This is a genomic window from Kitasatospora sp. NPDC127116 (assembly GCF_042677365.1).
Classification (GTDB): domain Bacteria; phylum Actinomycetota; class Actinomycetes; order Streptomycetales; family Streptomycetaceae; genus Kitasatospora; species Kitasatospora lactacystinica.
Genome location: NZ_JBHXTL010000041.1, coordinates 1 through 14,637, shown reverse-complemented (window position 1 = coordinate 14,637; position 14,637 = coordinate 1). Strand labels below are relative to the sequence as shown.

21 protein-coding genes and 1 pseudogene are annotated in these 14,637 nt (G+C 64.1%); 3 read left to right on the top strand and 19 right to left on the bottom strand.

Features of this window, described 5'->3' with window-relative positions:
* Positions 1-33: 33 nt before the first annotated feature.
* Together ACFVHV_RS18390 and ACFVHV_RS18385 are read left to right on the top strand one after the other, a co-directional pair.
* Positions 34-1,314 (top strand): peptidoglycan-binding protein, encoded by a 1,281-nt coding sequence (locus tag ACFVHV_RS18390; RefSeq protein WP_380352098.1) that lies wholly within the window; start codon positions 34-36, stop codon positions 1,312-1,314.
* Positions 1,315-1,354: 40 nt separating this feature from the next.
* The gene (locus tag ACFVHV_RS18385; protein WP_380352096.1) at positions 1,355-1,654 is read left to right on the top strand and encodes a hypothetical protein; all 300 of its coding nucleotides are present in this window, start codon (positions 1,355-1,357) and stop codon (positions 1,652-1,654) included.
* Between the two features lie 88 nt (positions 1,655-1,742).
* Here the strand turns inward: ACFVHV_RS18385 and ACFVHV_RS18380 are convergent, their stop codons facing one another.
* From ACFVHV_RS18380 to ACFVHV_RS18295, 18 genes and pseudogenes are all read right to left on the bottom strand, one after another.
* Positions 1,743-2,531, bottom strand: coding sequence for a hypothetical protein (locus ACFVHV_RS18380; protein ID WP_380352094.1), 789 nt, complete (start codon positions 2,529-2,531; stop codon positions 1,743-1,745).
* Positions 2,532-2,674: 143 nt separating this feature from the next.
* Positions 2,675-4,027: a DUF3987 domain-containing protein gene (locus ACFVHV_RS18375; protein ID WP_117490904.1), complete on the bottom strand. Its 1,353-nt coding sequence runs from the start codon at positions 4,025-4,027 to the stop codon at positions 2,675-2,677.
* A gap of 13 nt (positions 4,028-4,040) precedes the next feature.
* Positions 4,041-4,721 carry a hypothetical protein gene (locus ACFVHV_RS18370; protein ID WP_380352091.1) on the bottom strand — a complete coding sequence of 227 codons (681 nt, stop codon included), beginning with the start codon at positions 4,719-4,721 and terminating at the stop codon, positions 4,041-4,043.
* A 77-nt stretch (positions 4,722-4,798) separates the two neighbouring features.
* Positions 4,799-5,059 carry a hypothetical protein gene (locus tag ACFVHV_RS18365; protein WP_380352089.1) on the bottom strand — a complete coding sequence of 87 codons (261 nt, stop codon included), beginning with the start codon at positions 5,057-5,059 and terminating at the stop codon, positions 4,799-4,801.
* Positions 5,056-5,418, bottom strand: coding sequence for a hypothetical protein (locus ACFVHV_RS18360; protein ID WP_117490898.1), 363 nt, complete (start codon positions 5,416-5,418; stop codon positions 5,056-5,058). The genes ACFVHV_RS18365 and ACFVHV_RS18360 overlap by 4 nt, the downstream gene beginning before the upstream one ends.
* On the bottom strand, positions 5,415-5,639 hold the full coding sequence (locus tag ACFVHV_RS18355; RefSeq protein ID WP_380352087.1) for a hypothetical protein: 225 nt from the start codon (positions 5,637-5,639) through the stop codon (positions 5,415-5,417). The genes ACFVHV_RS18360 and ACFVHV_RS18355 overlap by 4 nt, the downstream gene beginning before the upstream one ends.
* 35 nt (positions 5,640-5,674) lie before the next feature.
* Entirely contained in the window at positions 5,675-6,208 is a 534-nt protein-coding gene (locus tag ACFVHV_RS18350; protein ID WP_380352085.1) for an antirestriction protein ArdA, read from the bottom strand.
* A 97-nt stretch (positions 6,209-6,305) separates the two neighbouring features.
* On the bottom strand, positions 6,306-6,533 hold the full coding sequence (locus ACFVHV_RS18345; RefSeq protein ID WP_380352083.1) for a hypothetical protein: 228 nt from the start codon (positions 6,531-6,533) through the stop codon (positions 6,306-6,308).
* Between the two features lie 403 nt (positions 6,534-6,936).
* Complete coding sequence (locus ACFVHV_RS18340; RefSeq protein WP_117490891.1) at positions 6,937-7,191, bottom strand: hypothetical protein; 255 nt, start codon at positions 7,189-7,191, stop codon at positions 6,937-6,939.
* Between the two features lie 184 nt (positions 7,192-7,375).
* Positions 7,376-7,672 carry a hypothetical protein gene (locus ACFVHV_RS18335; protein ID WP_380352081.1) on the bottom strand — a complete coding sequence of 99 codons (297 nt, stop codon included), beginning with the start codon at positions 7,670-7,672 and terminating at the stop codon, positions 7,376-7,378.
* A gap of 80 nt (positions 7,673-7,752) precedes the next feature.
* Positions 7,753-7,995: a hypothetical protein gene (locus ACFVHV_RS18330; protein ID WP_117490885.1), complete on the bottom strand. Its 243-nt coding sequence runs from the start codon at positions 7,993-7,995 to the stop codon at positions 7,753-7,755.
* Entirely contained in the window at positions 7,992-8,204 is a 213-nt protein-coding gene (locus ACFVHV_RS18325) for a hypothetical protein (RefSeq protein ID WP_380352079.1), read from the bottom strand. Before ACFVHV_RS18325 ends, ACFVHV_RS18330 begins: the two co-directional genes overlap by 4 nt.
* A 349-nt stretch (positions 8,205-8,553) precedes the next feature.
* Positions 8,554-8,778: a hypothetical protein gene (locus ACFVHV_RS18320; protein WP_380352077.1), complete on the bottom strand. Its 225-nt coding sequence runs from the start codon at positions 8,776-8,778 to the stop codon at positions 8,554-8,556.
* A 196-nt stretch (positions 8,779-8,974) separates the two neighbouring features.
* On the bottom strand, positions 8,975-9,214 hold the full coding sequence (locus tag ACFVHV_RS18315; RefSeq protein ID WP_380352075.1) for a hypothetical protein: 240 nt from the start codon (positions 9,212-9,214) through the stop codon (positions 8,975-8,977).
* A gap of 1,127 nt (positions 9,215-10,341) precedes the next feature.
* Complete coding sequence (locus tag ACFVHV_RS18310) at positions 10,342-10,608, bottom strand: hypothetical protein (protein WP_380352074.1); 267 nt, start codon at positions 10,606-10,608, stop codon at positions 10,342-10,344.
* 185 nt (positions 10,609-10,793) lie between these two features.
* On the bottom strand, positions 10,794-12,359 hold the full coding sequence (locus ACFVHV_RS18305) for a recombinase family protein (protein WP_380352072.1): 1,566 nt from the start codon (positions 12,357-12,359) through the stop codon (positions 10,794-10,796).
* A gap of 102 nt (positions 12,360-12,461) precedes the next feature.
* Positions 12,462-12,668, bottom strand: a pseudogene (locus ACFVHV_RS18300) (DNA-formamidopyrimidine glycosylase family protein); the annotation flags it as partial.
* Positions 12,669-12,719: 51 nt separating this feature from the next.
* Positions 12,720-13,181: a universal stress protein gene (locus ACFVHV_RS18295; RefSeq protein ID WP_359900206.1), complete on the bottom strand. Its 462-nt coding sequence runs from the start codon at positions 13,179-13,181 to the stop codon at positions 12,720-12,722.
* 147 nt (positions 13,182-13,328) lie between these two features.
* On the opposite strand from ACFVHV_RS18295, the gene ACFVHV_RS18290 reads away from it, so the two are divergent.
* The gene (locus tag ACFVHV_RS18290) at positions 13,329-13,712 is read left to right on the top strand and encodes a hypothetical protein (RefSeq protein ID WP_359900204.1); all 384 of its coding nucleotides are present in this window, start codon (positions 13,329-13,331) and stop codon (positions 13,710-13,712) included.
* A 31-nt stretch (positions 13,713-13,743) separates the two neighbouring features.
* On the opposite strand, the gene ACFVHV_RS18285 is transcribed toward ACFVHV_RS18290, so the two are convergent.
* Positions 13,744-14,481, bottom strand: a complete 738-nt coding sequence (locus tag ACFVHV_RS18285; RefSeq protein WP_359900203.1) for a zinc metalloprotease — start codon at positions 14,479-14,481, stop codon at positions 13,744-13,746.
* Positions 14,482-14,637 lie beyond the last annotated feature (156 nt).

Below are 14,637 nucleotides of genomic sequence, written 5' to 3'. Positions count from 1 at the left end.
CGGGCTCCTTTTTTCATGCCCGAGGAGGACACATTGGCGACTGGCGCTCAGACGCTCATCAACAAGGCGAAGACCTACATCGGGTATCGCGAAGGTGCAGGCAACAGCAACCGGTTCTCCCAGGAGATGGGGCGCCCCGCGGAGTCGTGGTGCGCGGACTTCATCTCCGCCGTCGCCCGTGAGACCGGCAACGCCGACATCATCCCGAACACGGCGTCGTGCAGCGTCGCCCAGGAGTGGTACCGCAGCCGGGGCCGGCTGAGCGAGTTTCCTGCCGTGGGAGCCCAGGTCTTCTACGGCGATTCGACGTCCACCTACGGCCCCGGGGGCTCGCACACGGAGATCGTCTACGCCTACGACCGGGATCACATCTACACGGTGGGCGGCAACACGAACGACTGGGGTGGCTCCGAAGGCGTCGGTGTCTTCAAGCGGACCGTCTCTCGTCACGCGAACTGGACCCACTCCTACGGCTACCCGAAGTACCCGGAGGGCATCGTCGGAGCGGACAAGAACCTGGCCGACGTCTACTTCGGCCAGGAGGCCGGCGAGGGCGACATCCCAGCCGGAGGCACGCCCACTCCTCCGGCGGCCGGCACCGTGACCATCCAGGGCTTCCAGTACGGACCGGGCGTCCAGGGCGACCACATCACCTACATGGGCCAGTGCCTGGTGGCCGCGGGCTGTTCGCGGTACTCGGAGGGCCCGGGGCCGACGTGGGGAAGCGCCGACACCGAGTCCATGCGGGCCTATCAGCTCGCGATCGGCGACACCGACAGCGCCGATGGCATCCCCGGCCCCGCCCAGCTCGCCAAGCTGGAGACCGAGCACGGTCAGGGCCTGTGGCCGATCAGCAAGCAGCCCGCGGAGCCCGCTCCCCCGTCGCAGCACGATCCGGTGGCACCTCAGGTGACAGGTATCCCCAGCAACATCTGGGCGCGCAACGACAACCGCACGCAGGTGACGAACGAACAGCTCGCAACCATCGACGTGGACGGCAGTAGGAACGGCGTCATCCTCGACGGAGAGGTGCACCAGTACGCGGCTGTCACGATGTCGATCGAGGCGACGATGTCGCCCGGCTCGGCCCTCGCGTGCCGCTACTTCAAGGCCAACAAGGCGACTGGCGCCCGGACTTACACCATGCCGGCCGCCCGCTTCGTGGCTGACGAACAGGGTCTCGTGGACGCCCAGTTCACGTACACCAACCTGCTCTGGCCCGGCGAAATCCTGCTCGCCGAGGTGCAGGGCAAGGACTCCAAGGGCCTCGACTACACGGTGTCCGCCCGCACCACCGCCGGAATCGCCTGGTAGGCGGAGCCGCAATGACGGATTGCTAGATTGAAGGAAGGAGTTGGCTGTGAAGGCTGTCGTCTCGTTCCTGCTGGCCAACTCGGCTCGCGTCCAGGCCGCCCTGGTGGCGGTCCTGGCGCTGTTCACGAACTGGGTCAGCCCGGACGTTCAGGACAAGATCGTTTCCCTGGTGATGCTGGTCATTTCGCTACTCGGTGGCGAGCTGGTCCACCAGGCCCACACCCGCGCAGTCCGCAAGGCCGGCGTGGAGAACCTGCCGACCGAGCAGGTAAGCAACAGGACCACCCCGGCCGGCCAGCTGGGGAGTGCAGAGGAGAGAGCGTTCGGACCGATGGTCTAAACGCAGAGAGCCCCCGGGCATCCCAGTTGGGATACCCGGGGGCCTTTCTTGCATTCTGGCTCAAGCGGCCTGACCTGCTGTGGGCTGGTCAGCCCTCGGATGCGTCGCTGACACTCTCCACCGGAACGAAGGCCTTGGGAGTCCACCACCCGACGAGCTTCCCCGTCTTCACGTGGTGGATCGGCTTGCCGTGAGGCGGCTTCACCGCCATGCGGACGTCCCGCTCATTCCAATCGTCGGCTATCTGCTCCAGGGACTCGTCGCCCATGAAACGGTCCATGGCTTCATTGGCCAGCTGAGGCTGAGGCAGCAGCTCCATGTTCGCGTCCTTCTCCTGGGGCGCCTCGTCCTCCTCTGGCACGCGGTCCGCAGCCAGCTTACCCACCGCCACGATCTGGCCCGTGAAGAGGTTGCTGTGCCCGGACAGGAAGTCCTCGGCGGCCTTGCTGTCGTATCGGTCTTCGGCCACGTCGGCGAAGGACTCCGCAAAGTCGAGCATCCATCCCAGGGTGTCTTGCCCCACCCTCCCGATGCGCCCGCCGCCGTTGGCTCGGAGCCCCATGAGCTCACCGTAGATCTTCGGGTCCTCCTCCCCGCCTTCCTGGAGCAGCCCCGTGCCCTCGAAGTACTCCCACAGTCGCTTGCCAACCCGAACTCCGACGGTTCCCATTTCTTCTTCCTTGTTCTTTCCATGAATGAACCAGAGGTAAGCAACCTCGTAGTCCGCGTTCTCAATCGTCCTGGTCGACAGGTCCGACTTCTCCCTCAGCCAGCGCTTGGCATCCCCAACGAAGCCCTCGAAGGTCTTCGTGAAGGACTCGGCGACCGGAGACCACGGGTCTCCGGTGTCTTCATTCGGCTTCTGTAGGTTGCGCATTACATGCCGAGTGGCACGACTCTCGGTCACTTGTCTTCTTCCCCGCATACGAGAGAGCGGGCCCGCATCAGCTGGGCCCGCTCTTCTCCGTCTTCGTCGCGCAGCTCCTCCGCGCGTTCCTGGCCTACGCCGTCACGACTCCCCTACAAGAGCGCCTGGAGCGGGTTGGCGGGCTCCGCCGCCGGAGCCTCGGCCGGCGTCTCCTCGGAGGCCTTCGCTGAGGCCCGTCCCTGCCTCCTCGCTTCGGGGAGCGAGATCACCTGTGCCGTCTCCTCCTCGGCCTGGTCGACCTCGATGCCGTCGCCCAGGTCGTCTTCGGTGTCCTGGTCGGTGGCGCGGAACCGGTAGATCTCCGCCGTCCGTCCGAGCGCTCCGGATTCGTCCCAGAGCACTTCAATGTCGTCCATCTCCTTGACGGCCGCGCGGACAGAGGCGGCGTTGGCTCGCGCGCCCAGCGCACGTACCAGCTTGGAGTGCTGGGCCTTTCCGCCAAGGCGGACCAGGTGCTCCCGGATGTAGTCCGGCAGGGTCTTCACTCCCCGCCCGTTCGCAGCCAGGCTTGCGAACTGCTCAACCGCCGTGAACGAGTACTCGACGAACGCGCGGGCCGCCTGAAGGTCGGTGCTGTTCACCTCCTTCCGGATGTCGAACAGGCACATCAGTGCCGCCACGCGCCGGATGTGCTCGATCACCCGGGCACCGAAGGGCTTCAAGGCGGGCACGCTGGCAATGTGCTGTCGGATGGGACGTTCCATCTCGTCCGCAGCGTCCAGCGCGTCTTCCGTCAGCGAGAGGAAGGGCGTTCGGCGTGAGTGACGCAGCGCCTCGGAGAACCAGTCCTGCGCCTTCACCATCAGCGCCGGGGGTCGGCGGTGCCGCTCCGACAGCCAGTTTTCCTGCTCGATTGGAACAAAGATCTGTCGGTTGTACGAACCGCCTGACGCGTCCCTCGCGGACATGCATGAGGCGAAGACCTCAGGCTGAATGTGCCCGAGGAAGGCCACGTGGGGGTCTTCCACGACCACCCGATCCTTGCCCGTGCCGCCCGCCACGGTGACGGAATCGGCCAGGTCCCGGATGTTGGCGGAGAGCGTGGGGTTCCTGGTAGCTGACATCAGGATGCGCTGCCACTCGCTCTCAAACACCAGCGCGTGATTGTTCCGGCCGAATACCTCGATCAGGAGGCCCTTTCCACCTGTCACGCTGTTGATCACATTGCTGCCCATGAACACCGGGTCGGCGTTCTGCGCAATCTCACGTGCCATGCTCCATAGCTGGCCCTTCCCTTCGCCGGACTCGCCGACGATCACCACTTGCAGCGGGAGCGCCAGGCTTCCTTCCCCTCGCTGAACTCGGGTGTCGTCCGCCATGGCCGACAGGACCGCGAGAAGCGTTCCTCCAAGGCCGATCGGGCTCCAATTCATCTGAGGTGCGAACTCGTCCACCAGGGCCTTCAGTCGCCCCGTGAACATCCCGCTGTAGTCAGCCGAAGCCATGTCCTATCTCCCCTCACACCGGCAGGAGCGCCCGCGCGCCCCGCTTGAGTTCAACGTCCGGAAGCTCATCGTTGGCAGGGAATTCCCCCGCCTCCACACAGTTGGCGAACACGCGGGCCCGGCTGGCGTCCAAGGCCGGCGTCTGGTGATGCCTAGCCTCGGCCACCTTGTGCGCCGCTGGCTGCTTGCCGAGCACGATCATCACCGTGTCGACATCCACGTGACCAACAACCCTGTACCCCGCGTTCTCCAGCGCGCGCCGCGCATCCGAGTGGTTGTAGCCGGGGATGTTCCCCGTGACCACGACGGTGCCCTTGAAGTCCTCGTCGTCATCCTCTGACTGGTCCTCCGGGAAGTCCTCCCACAGGCCCTGTCCGGCAGCGTCGAAGCCTCCCAAGGAAGGCTGCTCCGGCTCCTCCTGGGCAGGCTCCTCGGCGGCCTCCTGGACGCCCTCCTCCGGCTCCGCTGCGGTCTCCTCCTCGGGGGCCTCGACGGCATGCACCTCGGTCCGGCAGGGTTCGCCCAGGGCTTCGACAAAGAACCCTACGAACTTGTCCTCGTGCTCCTGGCAGAGGTCCCAACCCCGGGCACCAATGAACACTTTGCACGTTCCGGGGATGTCGTCCACGCCCTTCTGTGCATGCGCGTCGCAGGTCGCGACGAACTCAGTTCGAACTATCTTGCGAATTGCCATTGTTCTACCTTTCGGTATGCCTGACACCCTATGACAAGGGGCACTGCTGTGAGTGCCCCTCATCAAAGGAAGTCAGGTCAGGTTGCCTGCGCCAGCCAGAAGTTCAGACCGGCCTCTGTAGAGGTAGCCGCCTCCAGGTACTGGCGGGCGAGTTCCCGGGAACGCATCGGGCCAACGGCGGACAGCTTGTCGACCTTGCCGTGCCGGATCTCGACCGACCGGCGGACACTGTCCACGCTGTGCGGGGAATGCCAACCGTCCGTCACCGACACCAGGCCAGAACCTTCGTCGCCCTGTACGTACAGAACAGCCCAGTACAGGAGCACTCCGTCACTCATGCGCCCAGCCTCTCGATCAGGTCGCGGGTGCGGCGGTCGACGGTGCAGCAGGCGAACCACACGAAGTCGTCATGGTCGGCCAACTCGTAGGCCACACACGGAGCTTCAGTCCACCAGTCGTCTCGGTCCCCGATGAGCCGTCGCAGGTCCCCGAAGGCGCGAAGAACGGCCCGATTGAGGCCGGCCGGACCGGGGTCTTCGGGAAGGTGGTCCAGCTCCCGCGTGGCCGCTGTGTGGAGCTCCCCATTGGCATCCAGGAGCGAGACCCGATACCCGCCCTCGATCGGGTGCCATTCGACAACTGCCGTCACTCCGAAAGTGTTCGGCCCGTCCCCGACCGCCATGTGGGTGTAGGTCACTTGCTGATCTCCAGGTCTTCGATCAGGGCGACGAAGACGCCGCCCGGGTTGGTCAGGTATCCGACGATGTTGGTTTCACGCGGGACGCGGACAGTTACTGTTGCTCGCAATTCGCCGTCCAGCCGGATCAAGCCGCCGCCGATGATGCGCCCGGCGACCTCTGCTCCGTTCATTTCCTTGCCGGTCACCCGCACGTCCGGCCCGACTTCATCTGGCTTCACTTGTTTTCCCCTCTCGCGGGCATTCCTGCATTCCCTCAGACGTTTCGAAATACGACGCCGTACCCGGCGTAGAGCCTGACGAAGTCGTAGTCCTGTTCCGCGTCAACGCGGTACCTGTCCAGGTTGATGTAACTCATGAGTTCATCAGCTACCTCGTGCGCACGCTGGAACTCCTCATAGAGGAAGTCGTTCACACTGTCGACCTTGGTCACCCATCGGTCATGAAAGAAGTCGGGAGATTCCCATTCGATGAAGTCTGGCCCGACTGACGAGATCACCGCTTCAATCACTTCGCGGTCAGCTACCTGACGTATGATGTCGGCCATTTGACAGACACGTTCGATCGAGGTGAACTCCCCGACTTCGACACCCGACGGGAGGTCGTCCGTGTCGTGAATGGCCCAATCCTCAGCTGGTCCGAGCCCCCGGGTAGCGCACGGCGACTCATCGAGCATTTTTCGAATTTCACCCATGACGGCTTCTGTGTCCGCATAGATTTCAAGGTCAATCCATCGCCCGTGAAGCATTCCTCCGCTGTAGTCAAGCAGCGAGGCGACATAGATGCGCATGCCAATCCCTTTGAGTCTCTGAGCGGTTCTGACGGCCTAAGGGAGCAACCCCGGTCACTCAGTACCGGGGCCACTCTCGGAGCCCGTCAGAGGAGGGTTAAGACCACTTAGACCACCAGCTACGAAGCTCTTTCTCTTCGATGCTGTAGCACTCTTCGATGATCTCCCGGAACGAAACGTTCGGGTTGTCCAACAGGGTCAGCGCGGCATTCACGACCACGCTCAAAAGGTCGCTGTCCCGCTCTCCACCGTTGAGTTCTTCACAGACGAGATCAGCGGCGTCAGTGATGGCCGTAGAGACAGCGTCTCGGGTATAGGTACTCATGCGTTCTCTTCCTAATCGACTGGTGAAGGACTACGGCTGACGGAGCTGGCGTTCCCTGGTCTGGTCGTCCTTGAGTTCCCAATCTCCGTGTTCAGCGCAGTAGGCCGTACTGACCCTCAGAGCGCCATGCGGAAGGAAGTCCATCCACCGGGTTGCCAGAGCCTCACAGGCGGTCCACCCGTGGTTGCATCCGATCTTTCCGTCGTCCCGCTTGCGGAAGTGCTTTGCTGCCATCACCGATTATCTTCCGTAACAAACGCTTCGCACGCTTCACACCATTCGAGGCAATGCATTGCCTCGCCTTGCCCCATTCCGGCGCGACACCCCAGGCATACAGCCCATGCCCGAACGGTGAACATCAGTTGCGCGCCGCCGCATCTAATGCACTTCAGTCCGTGCCCTGTCACGCTGCTTCAACCTCCCCGCCGTACCCGGGGTGCTCCTCCAAGCAACCGTCATCAGCAGCGTGTTCACGGATCAGGTCATCCGCAGTCTCGTTCCAATTGCAGGCCCGGAAGAGTTCTGCCAGAACATCCGCTTCATCGCATGTGTAGGTGCAGCCATAGTCATCGATTACGACAAGGGCCGTCTGTGCCCAGATCTCAACGAACGCCTTCGCAGCCCCGATGACGCCCTCTTCTTCAGCGGTCGCACTCACGCGTCATCCCCCTTGCACTGGCACTTTGCAATGGGCACCAGGACGGCCCTGAATTGGTTCACAGCGCGGCGCGCATGCGAGGGGCAGAAGAAGTACGCGCCGTGGTGCGGAGTCTCCGCGAGATAGGCCGCATGCCCCTTGCAGCCATCGAAGCGACACGTGTGCTTGTGCAGGTTCACGGTCATTAGAACTCACCCTTCATGAATTCCCGCCACTGCGGCCGGAGCACACCCTTAACGCGCACCCGGATTTCCTCGTCTTCCCAGTAGCGTTCCGCGTGCAGAATCACCGGAATACCGTGCGCAGCGTCCCGGGGGACGTCCACCGTTCCACTCCCACTGGCGTCCCGGAATGACACGTAGAGGTCCCACCAAAGGGCGTGCATTTCGTCGGTCAGGAAGTCTGCCCGCGCTCGGATGTGTGTTGCTACAGCGGACCCGAATCGGTGTGCGTCGGCTTGTTCGATGGTGAATGTGTGCATGACTGTCCTTTCGATTGAGCCAGTAGGCAGCACTGAGCAGCCAAGGAAGGGCACGCTTTCGCGCGCCCAACCCAAGCGGTTCAGTGGAGCGATTCACACGCGCCAGCAAAGCCAAGCCGCGTGATATGTCCGGGCAGGAGTTCGCCCGACTCGGTAAGGGCGGGTATCAGCCGGTCGATATCCGGCCCGGTGTAGTTGTAATCCCACCCTTGGCAGCTCTCTGCCGTCTCCGGGAACCAGCGCTCCAAGTCGCGTGCCATGTGCTCGGCGCATGCCGTGAAGTCCGCAGGTTCGTAATAGAAGAACCGCTCTCCCGCGCTCATCGCGTCACCATCCGGGCAGGAACACCCTGGGAGCAGTGTCCACAGAATCCACGCGTGAACATTCCGCATTCGATGGCTTGTTGTTTCATCTTCATTTCCGTCGTGTCGTGATCTCCGAAATAGATCAATGCCTGCTTCTGGTCAGTGAAATTAACGACGTTGCCATTGGCCAGGGTGACAGCCCACCCCTTGTAGACGTGCTCAATCATCGGGACATCTCCTCCAGGCTGTCGCAGAAAACGCACTTCGTGTATTCAAGTGAGCCCGGAATGCGGGTGCAGTTGCATTCGGCCTCACAGGCCGGGCAGTCATGCAGAGAACCGGGCTCATGCGGGTAGTCCACGTGCTCCGGTTCCCATTCATCGGCATGCGCACCGTGGGGTGTCGCCTTGCATTCGAACTCCAGCAACTCCCACCCACCAGGCAGGAACAAGCACGCGTCTTCACTCTCGGGACGATCACCCTTGACGTACTGAATCCAATAATCCGTCTCCCCGGGCCGTCCACCAATCACAGTGATGCACCAATCTGCAACCCCGGGGCCGCACAGCTCATAGATCACTTGGCACGCTCCGAGGCAATAGACAGCGCACGACTGTAGTCGTCAATGTCGTAGTGGCCGTTCTCTGCCACCAATTCGCCGCCCATGTGGTGGACGCTCCACACCGTGTAGGGGCCCTTGTATTTCTGGTCGCAGACCACGACTGAGCGCGCCGTCTCCGAGCTGTTGTCCCGCATGCATGCCACAACGGGAAGATTGTTGACGTACGTCAGCAGATGCATATTCCTTGCCCTTACTTGCAGATGGAGCACACGGACTTGTGTGCGTTTCGGAGCTTGCGGGACGTCTCAACCATGGTGTTGTGCGCCATGGTCATTTCGTCCTTGATTCCGAGCGCAAGCCAGACGGCCGCACTTCCGAGAATCCGGGTACGGAATCGGGCGTCCCGTTCAACGATGTAGCTAAGCGACTCGCACATCAGTTGCTCTCCTTAAGCCACTCGCAAGCAGCCTGGAAACCCTGCTCACAGTCATCGAACTTGCTTTCATAGAACCCGTCATTAAAGACGGTCACGTTGTCCGCATCGTGCGGAGTGACCAGCCAGACGATGTTGTGCCACACGGTCCCGACAACCCGGTCTACGCCCAGCCAGTAGGCAAACAGAAGGCCCACAACCACACCGCCGACAATGGCCGCCATTTCGAAACTCTTGCGCATTTCAGATCAACTCCGTAAGTCAACTTTTTGGGCAAGCGCAGCGTCCCGGAGTTGCACCGGGACGGTATAGGCGCTCTCTCGCGCCCTACGCTGCTGAGTGCGGACTGTCCATTCCTCTGTCCGCTGTCACACTCGCTTGCGCTCACCTTGTCCGCTGGTTTCGTCGCGCATTGGGAGTGTGTCCCCTAGCCGTCGCATTAGGCCGCTAGTCCGCCGTGACACGGTTTGACGCCGTTCCCCGGATGGGGCGTGCGCGCTTCCGCTCTTTGCTGTGCTTGCCGTACTTCCCGAACCCTTGGGGTTCGTCCTCTTCCGGCCCTGTCGGGGCTCTCGGTCGTTTCCGTCCCGTTCGCCCTCCAACGCATTCAAAGCTACGCCGATCAACTCCGCAGGTCAACTTCTGAATGAGTGATCTGGATCACTCCGCAAGTCAATCTATTCATTCCCAGAGAGGGATTGCGCGCACACGTGCACCAGCTCCGCCAGTCAATCCCAAAACGCACAGAATGGCACCTCTGAGCGCCTATCAGGCACCCCCCGGGACAACCACCCCAGACCTACCCCATCAGGCCCCTGTGGGCCCTCTGTGGCGTCAATGCATGCGCACGTGCACGTGATACCACACAAAGCGGTCGACTAGCACCAACCCAGATGTGCTTCTACTCACTCGGGCGCAGCTGTTGAGGTTGATTGAAGTAATGTCCATGCCAGTTCTCCCCCTTTCAGCAATTCAGCAATTCCCATTGACTGAATGAAGAATTGAAATGCGGGGGTAATGCCTTAGCTCAATCTAAACGGGACCGCCGGGGGCACCGTCCTCCAACCGTGTACGGGATTGAAGTATTTGAGTCACGGACCATCAACACTGCGTAGCATCACCAGAAGCCGGCGCAGGGCCTCCCGCGGCCCTCGATGCGCCCCACTCCGCCAGTCAACTCACCTGACGTCGATGTTGGATTGCTGGATTGATGTAATAGATGATCTTGGTCCGTGCTGGCCTTCGACCTCGCCTCGTGAGCTGCACCACATCCGCGGAGGTGGGTGCCCGCCGGCTGACCGAGCGGCACCTATGTAGTTTTTGGAAGGGCTACATATAGGACCGCCCACCTGAAGGCGGCCGGTGTGGGTCAGACCCTCCTCAGGATGTCCTCGCAGCTGTGGCACCTCTTGGCCCTCAGGTAGACGGGGTACCAGGGATCACCTGGACGCCCAGGGCTGTAGCCCGAGTGCTCCATCGCGGTGGTGCTCAGCCCGCACAGGGTCAGGTCCAACGGGTCCTCGGGGGCCTCCGGTTCGGACGCAGCAGCGTGCACCCGCAGTACCTCGGCGCCGTCGTCTTCGAGGCCGGCGGCCTCGCCCTGGTCCACCTCGAACAGCACGATGATCGACGCCATACACCGAGCGTGCACCGGGCCCGCTGAGGTCGCACGCTGAGCTGCTACCTCACCGACGATCGTTGTGCGCCTCGGAGCCGGCCAGGTTCGCCCGCTCCCGGTTGCTCCTGGTGGCCGTCCACGGCATGCAGAAGGAGCCGCCCCGAAGGGCGGCTCCCACCGTCATGAAGTATTGCGGTATTGATCTATCCAGCCAGGGCCAAGCCCTCAGATGTGATGTTGTCAGCAGCCGAGGCCTTGCCCGCCTGCGCCTTCGGCACTGCCCGAGCCGGCCAACAGGTCCCCTCACCGATCACCATCTGGAAGCCTGCATCCAGGAACGCCTTCCGTCGTCCTTCGAGATCCAGCGTTGGCCAGAGTTGCAGGAAGGTCATCCCCTGGTCCTCCTCAGACCAGCCTGCACGTCGGACTGGCTGCTTCTTCAGCTTGGCGAGACGTGCCTTCAGGCTGTCCATGCGCTCCCGGTACCCCTCCCGATCGTCGTCCCAGTCGCCTTCCTCATCCTGTCGGCGAAGGCGCTTGATCCGCTTCTCAACATCCTCGACTTCAGCCGAGTTGTCCGATCCGGGCACCCAAACGCGCTTCGTGACGCGCGTCCTGCCGAACTCTTGTAGGAACAGCACCTCAAGCATGTCTTCAACGATCTCTGCTCGACAGCTGAACCCCGCGCACCGCTTCCGCTCCGGGTTTTGCCCACCGCAGTTGTAGTACCGGTAGATCAAGTCCTTGTAGAAAGCCCGCCGATGATACGAGGAACCGCTACAGCCGGCACAGATCGTGGCCCCGGAGAGCGGCGACGGCTCCTCGACACGCGGGGCCCCCTTCGTTCGCTTCGCACAGGCCGCTTGGAGGGTGTCCCATTCGTGCTTCGTGAACACCGGAGGCGCGATGCGGAGCGGATCGCCATTGCCGTCGTAGAGGATCTTCCCCTTGTGCTTCTTGTAGCCCAGGAGGCATTCGTCGGTCAGCAGCTTTCGCAGCCCAGACTCCCCCCACATCTCACGCTTCGGGCTCGTAATCACGTCCTGATGCTTCCTCCGACGCCCGCGAGTGGGCTTACCGCGCCGAAGTCGAGCGCGGTCCCGCGTCGTGTAAATGTCGCTCGCGTTCGCCCAGGTCTTGAGCTGTCCCCAGGAACTCCCCGCGATCATGCGCTTCCGCATCTGGTGCAGCACCGACACCATGTCCTCGTCCAGCTCGATGTACGTGACGACCTTGCCGTCCTCATACCGCTGCACGGGCCGGTATCCGAACTTCGGCATGCCGCCAGGCCAGCGGGTCGTCCACCTGCGCCTGTCGTGCGAGTCCTGACAGCGCTTCTTGATGCGCTCCAACTCCTTCGCAGGGCCCAGGGCCTTTGCATGAAGGATCAGCCGTCCCTCTGGGGAGTGCATCTGCTCGTTGAAGGCCGGGTCGTCCAGGACTATGACGGTCTTACCCCACTCGATCATGCGGAAGACGAAGGCCATGAAGTGGATATCGTCACGACTCAGGCGGTCCTGGGTGGTCACCCAAAGCTCATCCCATGCCTCACGTCCCTCAGGCTTCAGCCACTCGCCGAGGTTGGGCCGGTTCTCCATGTCCACGTCGCCGGACACGTTCTCGTCGGTGGGCTCGCCGACCACCTCGACGCCGCTCTCCTCGTGAACACGGGTCCACAGCTTCTTGTCCTGGTCCTCGATGGACTCGGACTCTTCATCTCGCATGTTCGAGATGCGCTTGGCAAGGATGACGCGGCGATTGGTACTCATACGACCAGGTATGACCTGCGCCGATACCCCTTGTCAAACCTTGAACATCCGCAAACGGATGTCCTGGGTTCGCCAGAACAAGAGCCTTTGTCAAACCTGGTACATCCGCAGGTGGGTGTGCAGGGTGAGGCCGCCTTCGAGGCGGGTGAGCAGGTGCTTGCCGCGCGGGGCGACCTCCAGCACCCGGCGGCCGGTGAGGTCGGCGGTGGCGTGCGCGGGCACCCGCAGGTCGGCGCTGGTCAGCGGCTGTCCGGCGAGGGCCTCGCGCAAGTGGGCCGCCACGCGGTAGACGGAGTCACCTTCTGGCATGTCTCCATTCTGGTCCGCGCGGCGGCCCGGCGGGACACCGGCCCCGGCGCGTTACGCCGACTGCCCCGGGGCGGCCTGGCCCTCGCGCACCACGACCACCGGGCAGGGCGCGTGCTCGGTGAGGTGGCGGCTGACCGAGCCGAGCAGCACGCCGGAGAAGCCGCCCAGGCCGCGGCTGCCGACGACGAGCAGCGCGGCGCCCTTGGCGGCCTCCAGCAGCGCCTGGGCGGCGTTGCCGGGCATCACGCTCTCGGCGATCGCGACGCCGGCGTCGTCGCCGGCCACCTTGGCGATGGTCTCGCTGAGGGTCTTCCCGGCGAGCTCCTCGGGGTTGAAGGCCTCGACGGTCGGCACGCCCTGCCCGGCCCACCCGTAGAAGGCCGGGTACTCCCAGGCGGCGATCGCGTGGACCGTCCCGCCGACGGCCCGCGCGTAGTCGATCGCCCAGCGCAGCGCCTGCTCCGAGGCGGGCGAGCCGTCCACGCCGACGACGATCCGGGGATTGGCACTCATGGCCTTGCTCCTTCGGTTGCTCCTGATCGGTCCCGACCCTCCGAACATAGATCAAATCGGACAAACGCTCGGTATTGCCACGCCGAAAGCGACCCGCCGCATTCAATTCGATCGCGGCCGGGGTTCCAGGCCTGGGAGGATGCCCGGATGCCGAGCAAGCCCCGCCGCCGCACGGGCGGCTTCGCCGACGTCCTGGCCGCCCTGCCGTCGCAGGAGGAGCGCCAGTGCCGGAATCTCGACGACCCGCTCGCGTCGGGCGGCTTCGTGGATGCCGGGGGGCGCTACTGGCGGCTGGCCCGCGGCCCGGTGGACCGGCGGTTGGCGAAGCGGCTGGCGGTCGGCGCGGACGAGATGACACTGGGTCTGCGGGGCGAGCTGGAGGAGGTCTCCCCGGGGGTCTTCGTGCCCGCCCTGCTCACCCCCGAGGAGCGTCCGGCCGTCTGGCGGGAGGCCTGCGAGCTGGACCACCTGGCCTACGAGTTCCGCGCCTCCGGCGGCCGGACGCTGCTCTACCTGGTGGTGTTCTGCTGAGCCCCGTGCCGTCCTGCCGCGCCGCCTCCGCTCAACTCCGGTAGGCAGCCCAGGCGTTGGCCATCCGCTGGACCTGACCCCGGGTGAACCCGGTCATGCAGGAGTCGTAGCTGTAGTCCATGAAGTTGTGGATCGGGTCGAGCCCGGGGCCGGCGCAGGTGTCGCGGCCCTCGGGGCAGCCGGAGGCGGCGGTGCGCTCGGGCGGGGTGTCGTCCACGTAGTCGCCCGGGGCCCGGCAGCCGCCCTGGAAGGTGTGGAAGAGGCCGAGCCAGTGGCCGATCTCGTGGGTCGCGGTGTCGCCCTCGTCGTAGTGGGTGGCGGCGCCGCCGGGCAGGGAGGCGTCGAGCACCACCACACCGTCGTCGGTCGGGTTCGTCCGGTACGCGTCCGGGAACGTCGACCAGCCGAGCAGGGAGTCGCCGAGACGGGCCGTGTAGAGGTTGAGGGCGCCCTGGTCGCCCTTGCGCAGGGCGGTCTTCATGTCCTGCTCGGCCGACGAGCCCGGGGTCATGCCGGTGTACCAGGACGGGTTGTCGGTCCAGTCGGCGCCGACCAGCTCGAAGTGGAACGGGCTCGCGGCGTTGCCCTGCCCCCGGCCGCCGTAGCTCTCGTTGAGGTGGTCGATCTGGCCGGTGACGGCGGCCCGGTCCAGCCGTCCGGCGGCGCCGTCGTGGATCACGTGGAAGAACACCGGGACGGTGGTCGGGGCGGCGGCCCGGCGCCGGCCGGCGCCCAGTTCGGCGAGCCGCCGGTCGAGGTCGGCCTGCATCGCCCGGGCCTGCCCGGCGCCGACCGCGTTCGGGTACTGACTCTAATACACAACTGAAGCAGCCGACGATATAGGGAGAGTAGATCTCGGAGGTCGCCGAATCAATAAAAAAGGCTAGAGCCTGCGCGAGGGGGGATTCTCGTGGGGGGAGGGGGT

Bases quoted from the DNA above. Each gene is read 5' to 3' on its own strand.
- ACFVHV_RS18380 (WP_380352094.1), bottom strand. From the start codon at position 2,531: ATGCGCAACCTACAGAAGCCGAATGAAGACACCGGAGACCCGTGGTCT.
- ACFVHV_RS18375 (WP_117490904.1), bottom strand. From the start codon at position 4,027: ATGGCTTCGGCTGACTACAGCGGGATGTTCACGGGGCGACTGAAGGCC.
- ACFVHV_RS18370 (WP_380352091.1), bottom strand. From the start codon at position 4,721: ATGGCAATTCGCAAGATAGTTCGAACTGAGTTCGTCGCGACCTGCGAC.
- ACFVHV_RS18365 (WP_380352089.1), bottom strand. From the start codon at position 5,059: ATGAGTGACGGAGTGCTCCTGTACTGGGCTGTTCTGTACGTACAGGGC.
- ACFVHV_RS18350 (WP_380352085.1), bottom strand. From the start codon at position 6,208: ATGCGCATCTATGTCGCCTCGCTGCTTGACTACAGCGGAGGAATGCTT.
- ACFVHV_RS18345 (WP_380352083.1), bottom strand. From the start codon at position 6,533: ATGAGTACCTATACCCGAGACGCTGTCTCTACGGCCATCACTGACGCC.
- ACFVHV_RS18335 (WP_380352081.1), bottom strand. From the start codon at position 7,672: ATGCACACATTCACCATCGAACAAGCCGACGCACACCGATTCGGGTCC.
- ACFVHV_RS18330 (WP_117490885.1), bottom strand. From the start codon at position 7,995: ATGAGCGCGGGAGAGCGGTTCTTCTATTACGAACCTGCGGACTTCACG.
- ACFVHV_RS18325 (WP_380352079.1), bottom strand. From the start codon at position 8,204: ATGATTGAGCACGTCTACAAGGGGTGGGCTGTCACCCTGGCCAATGGC.
- ACFVHV_RS18320 (WP_380352077.1), bottom strand. From the start codon at position 8,778: ATGCATCTGCTGACGTACGTCAACAATCTTCCCGTTGTGGCATGCATG.
- ACFVHV_RS18315 (WP_380352075.1), bottom strand. From the start codon at position 9,214: ATGCGCAAGAGTTTCGAAATGGCGGCCATTGTCGGCGGTGTGGTTGTG.
- ACFVHV_RS18310 (WP_380352074.1), bottom strand. From the start codon at position 10,608: ATGGCGTCGATCATCGTGCTGTTCGAGGTGGACCAGGGCGAGGCCGCC.
- ACFVHV_RS18305 (WP_380352072.1), bottom strand. From the start codon at position 12,359: ATGAGTACCAATCGCCGCGTCATCCTTGCCAAGCGCATCTCGAACATG.
- ACFVHV_RS18295 (WP_359900206.1), bottom strand. From the start codon at position 13,181: ATGAGTGCCAATCCCCGGATCGTCGTCGGCGTGGACGGCTCGCCCGCC.
- ACFVHV_RS18290 (WP_359900204.1), top strand. From the start codon at position 13,329: ATGCCGAGCAAGCCCCGCCGCCGCACGGGCGGCTTCGCCGACGTCCTG.
- ACFVHV_RS18285 (WP_359900203.1), bottom strand. From the start codon at position 14,481: ATGCAGGCCGACCTCGACCGGCGGCTCGCCGAACTGGGCGCCGGCCGG.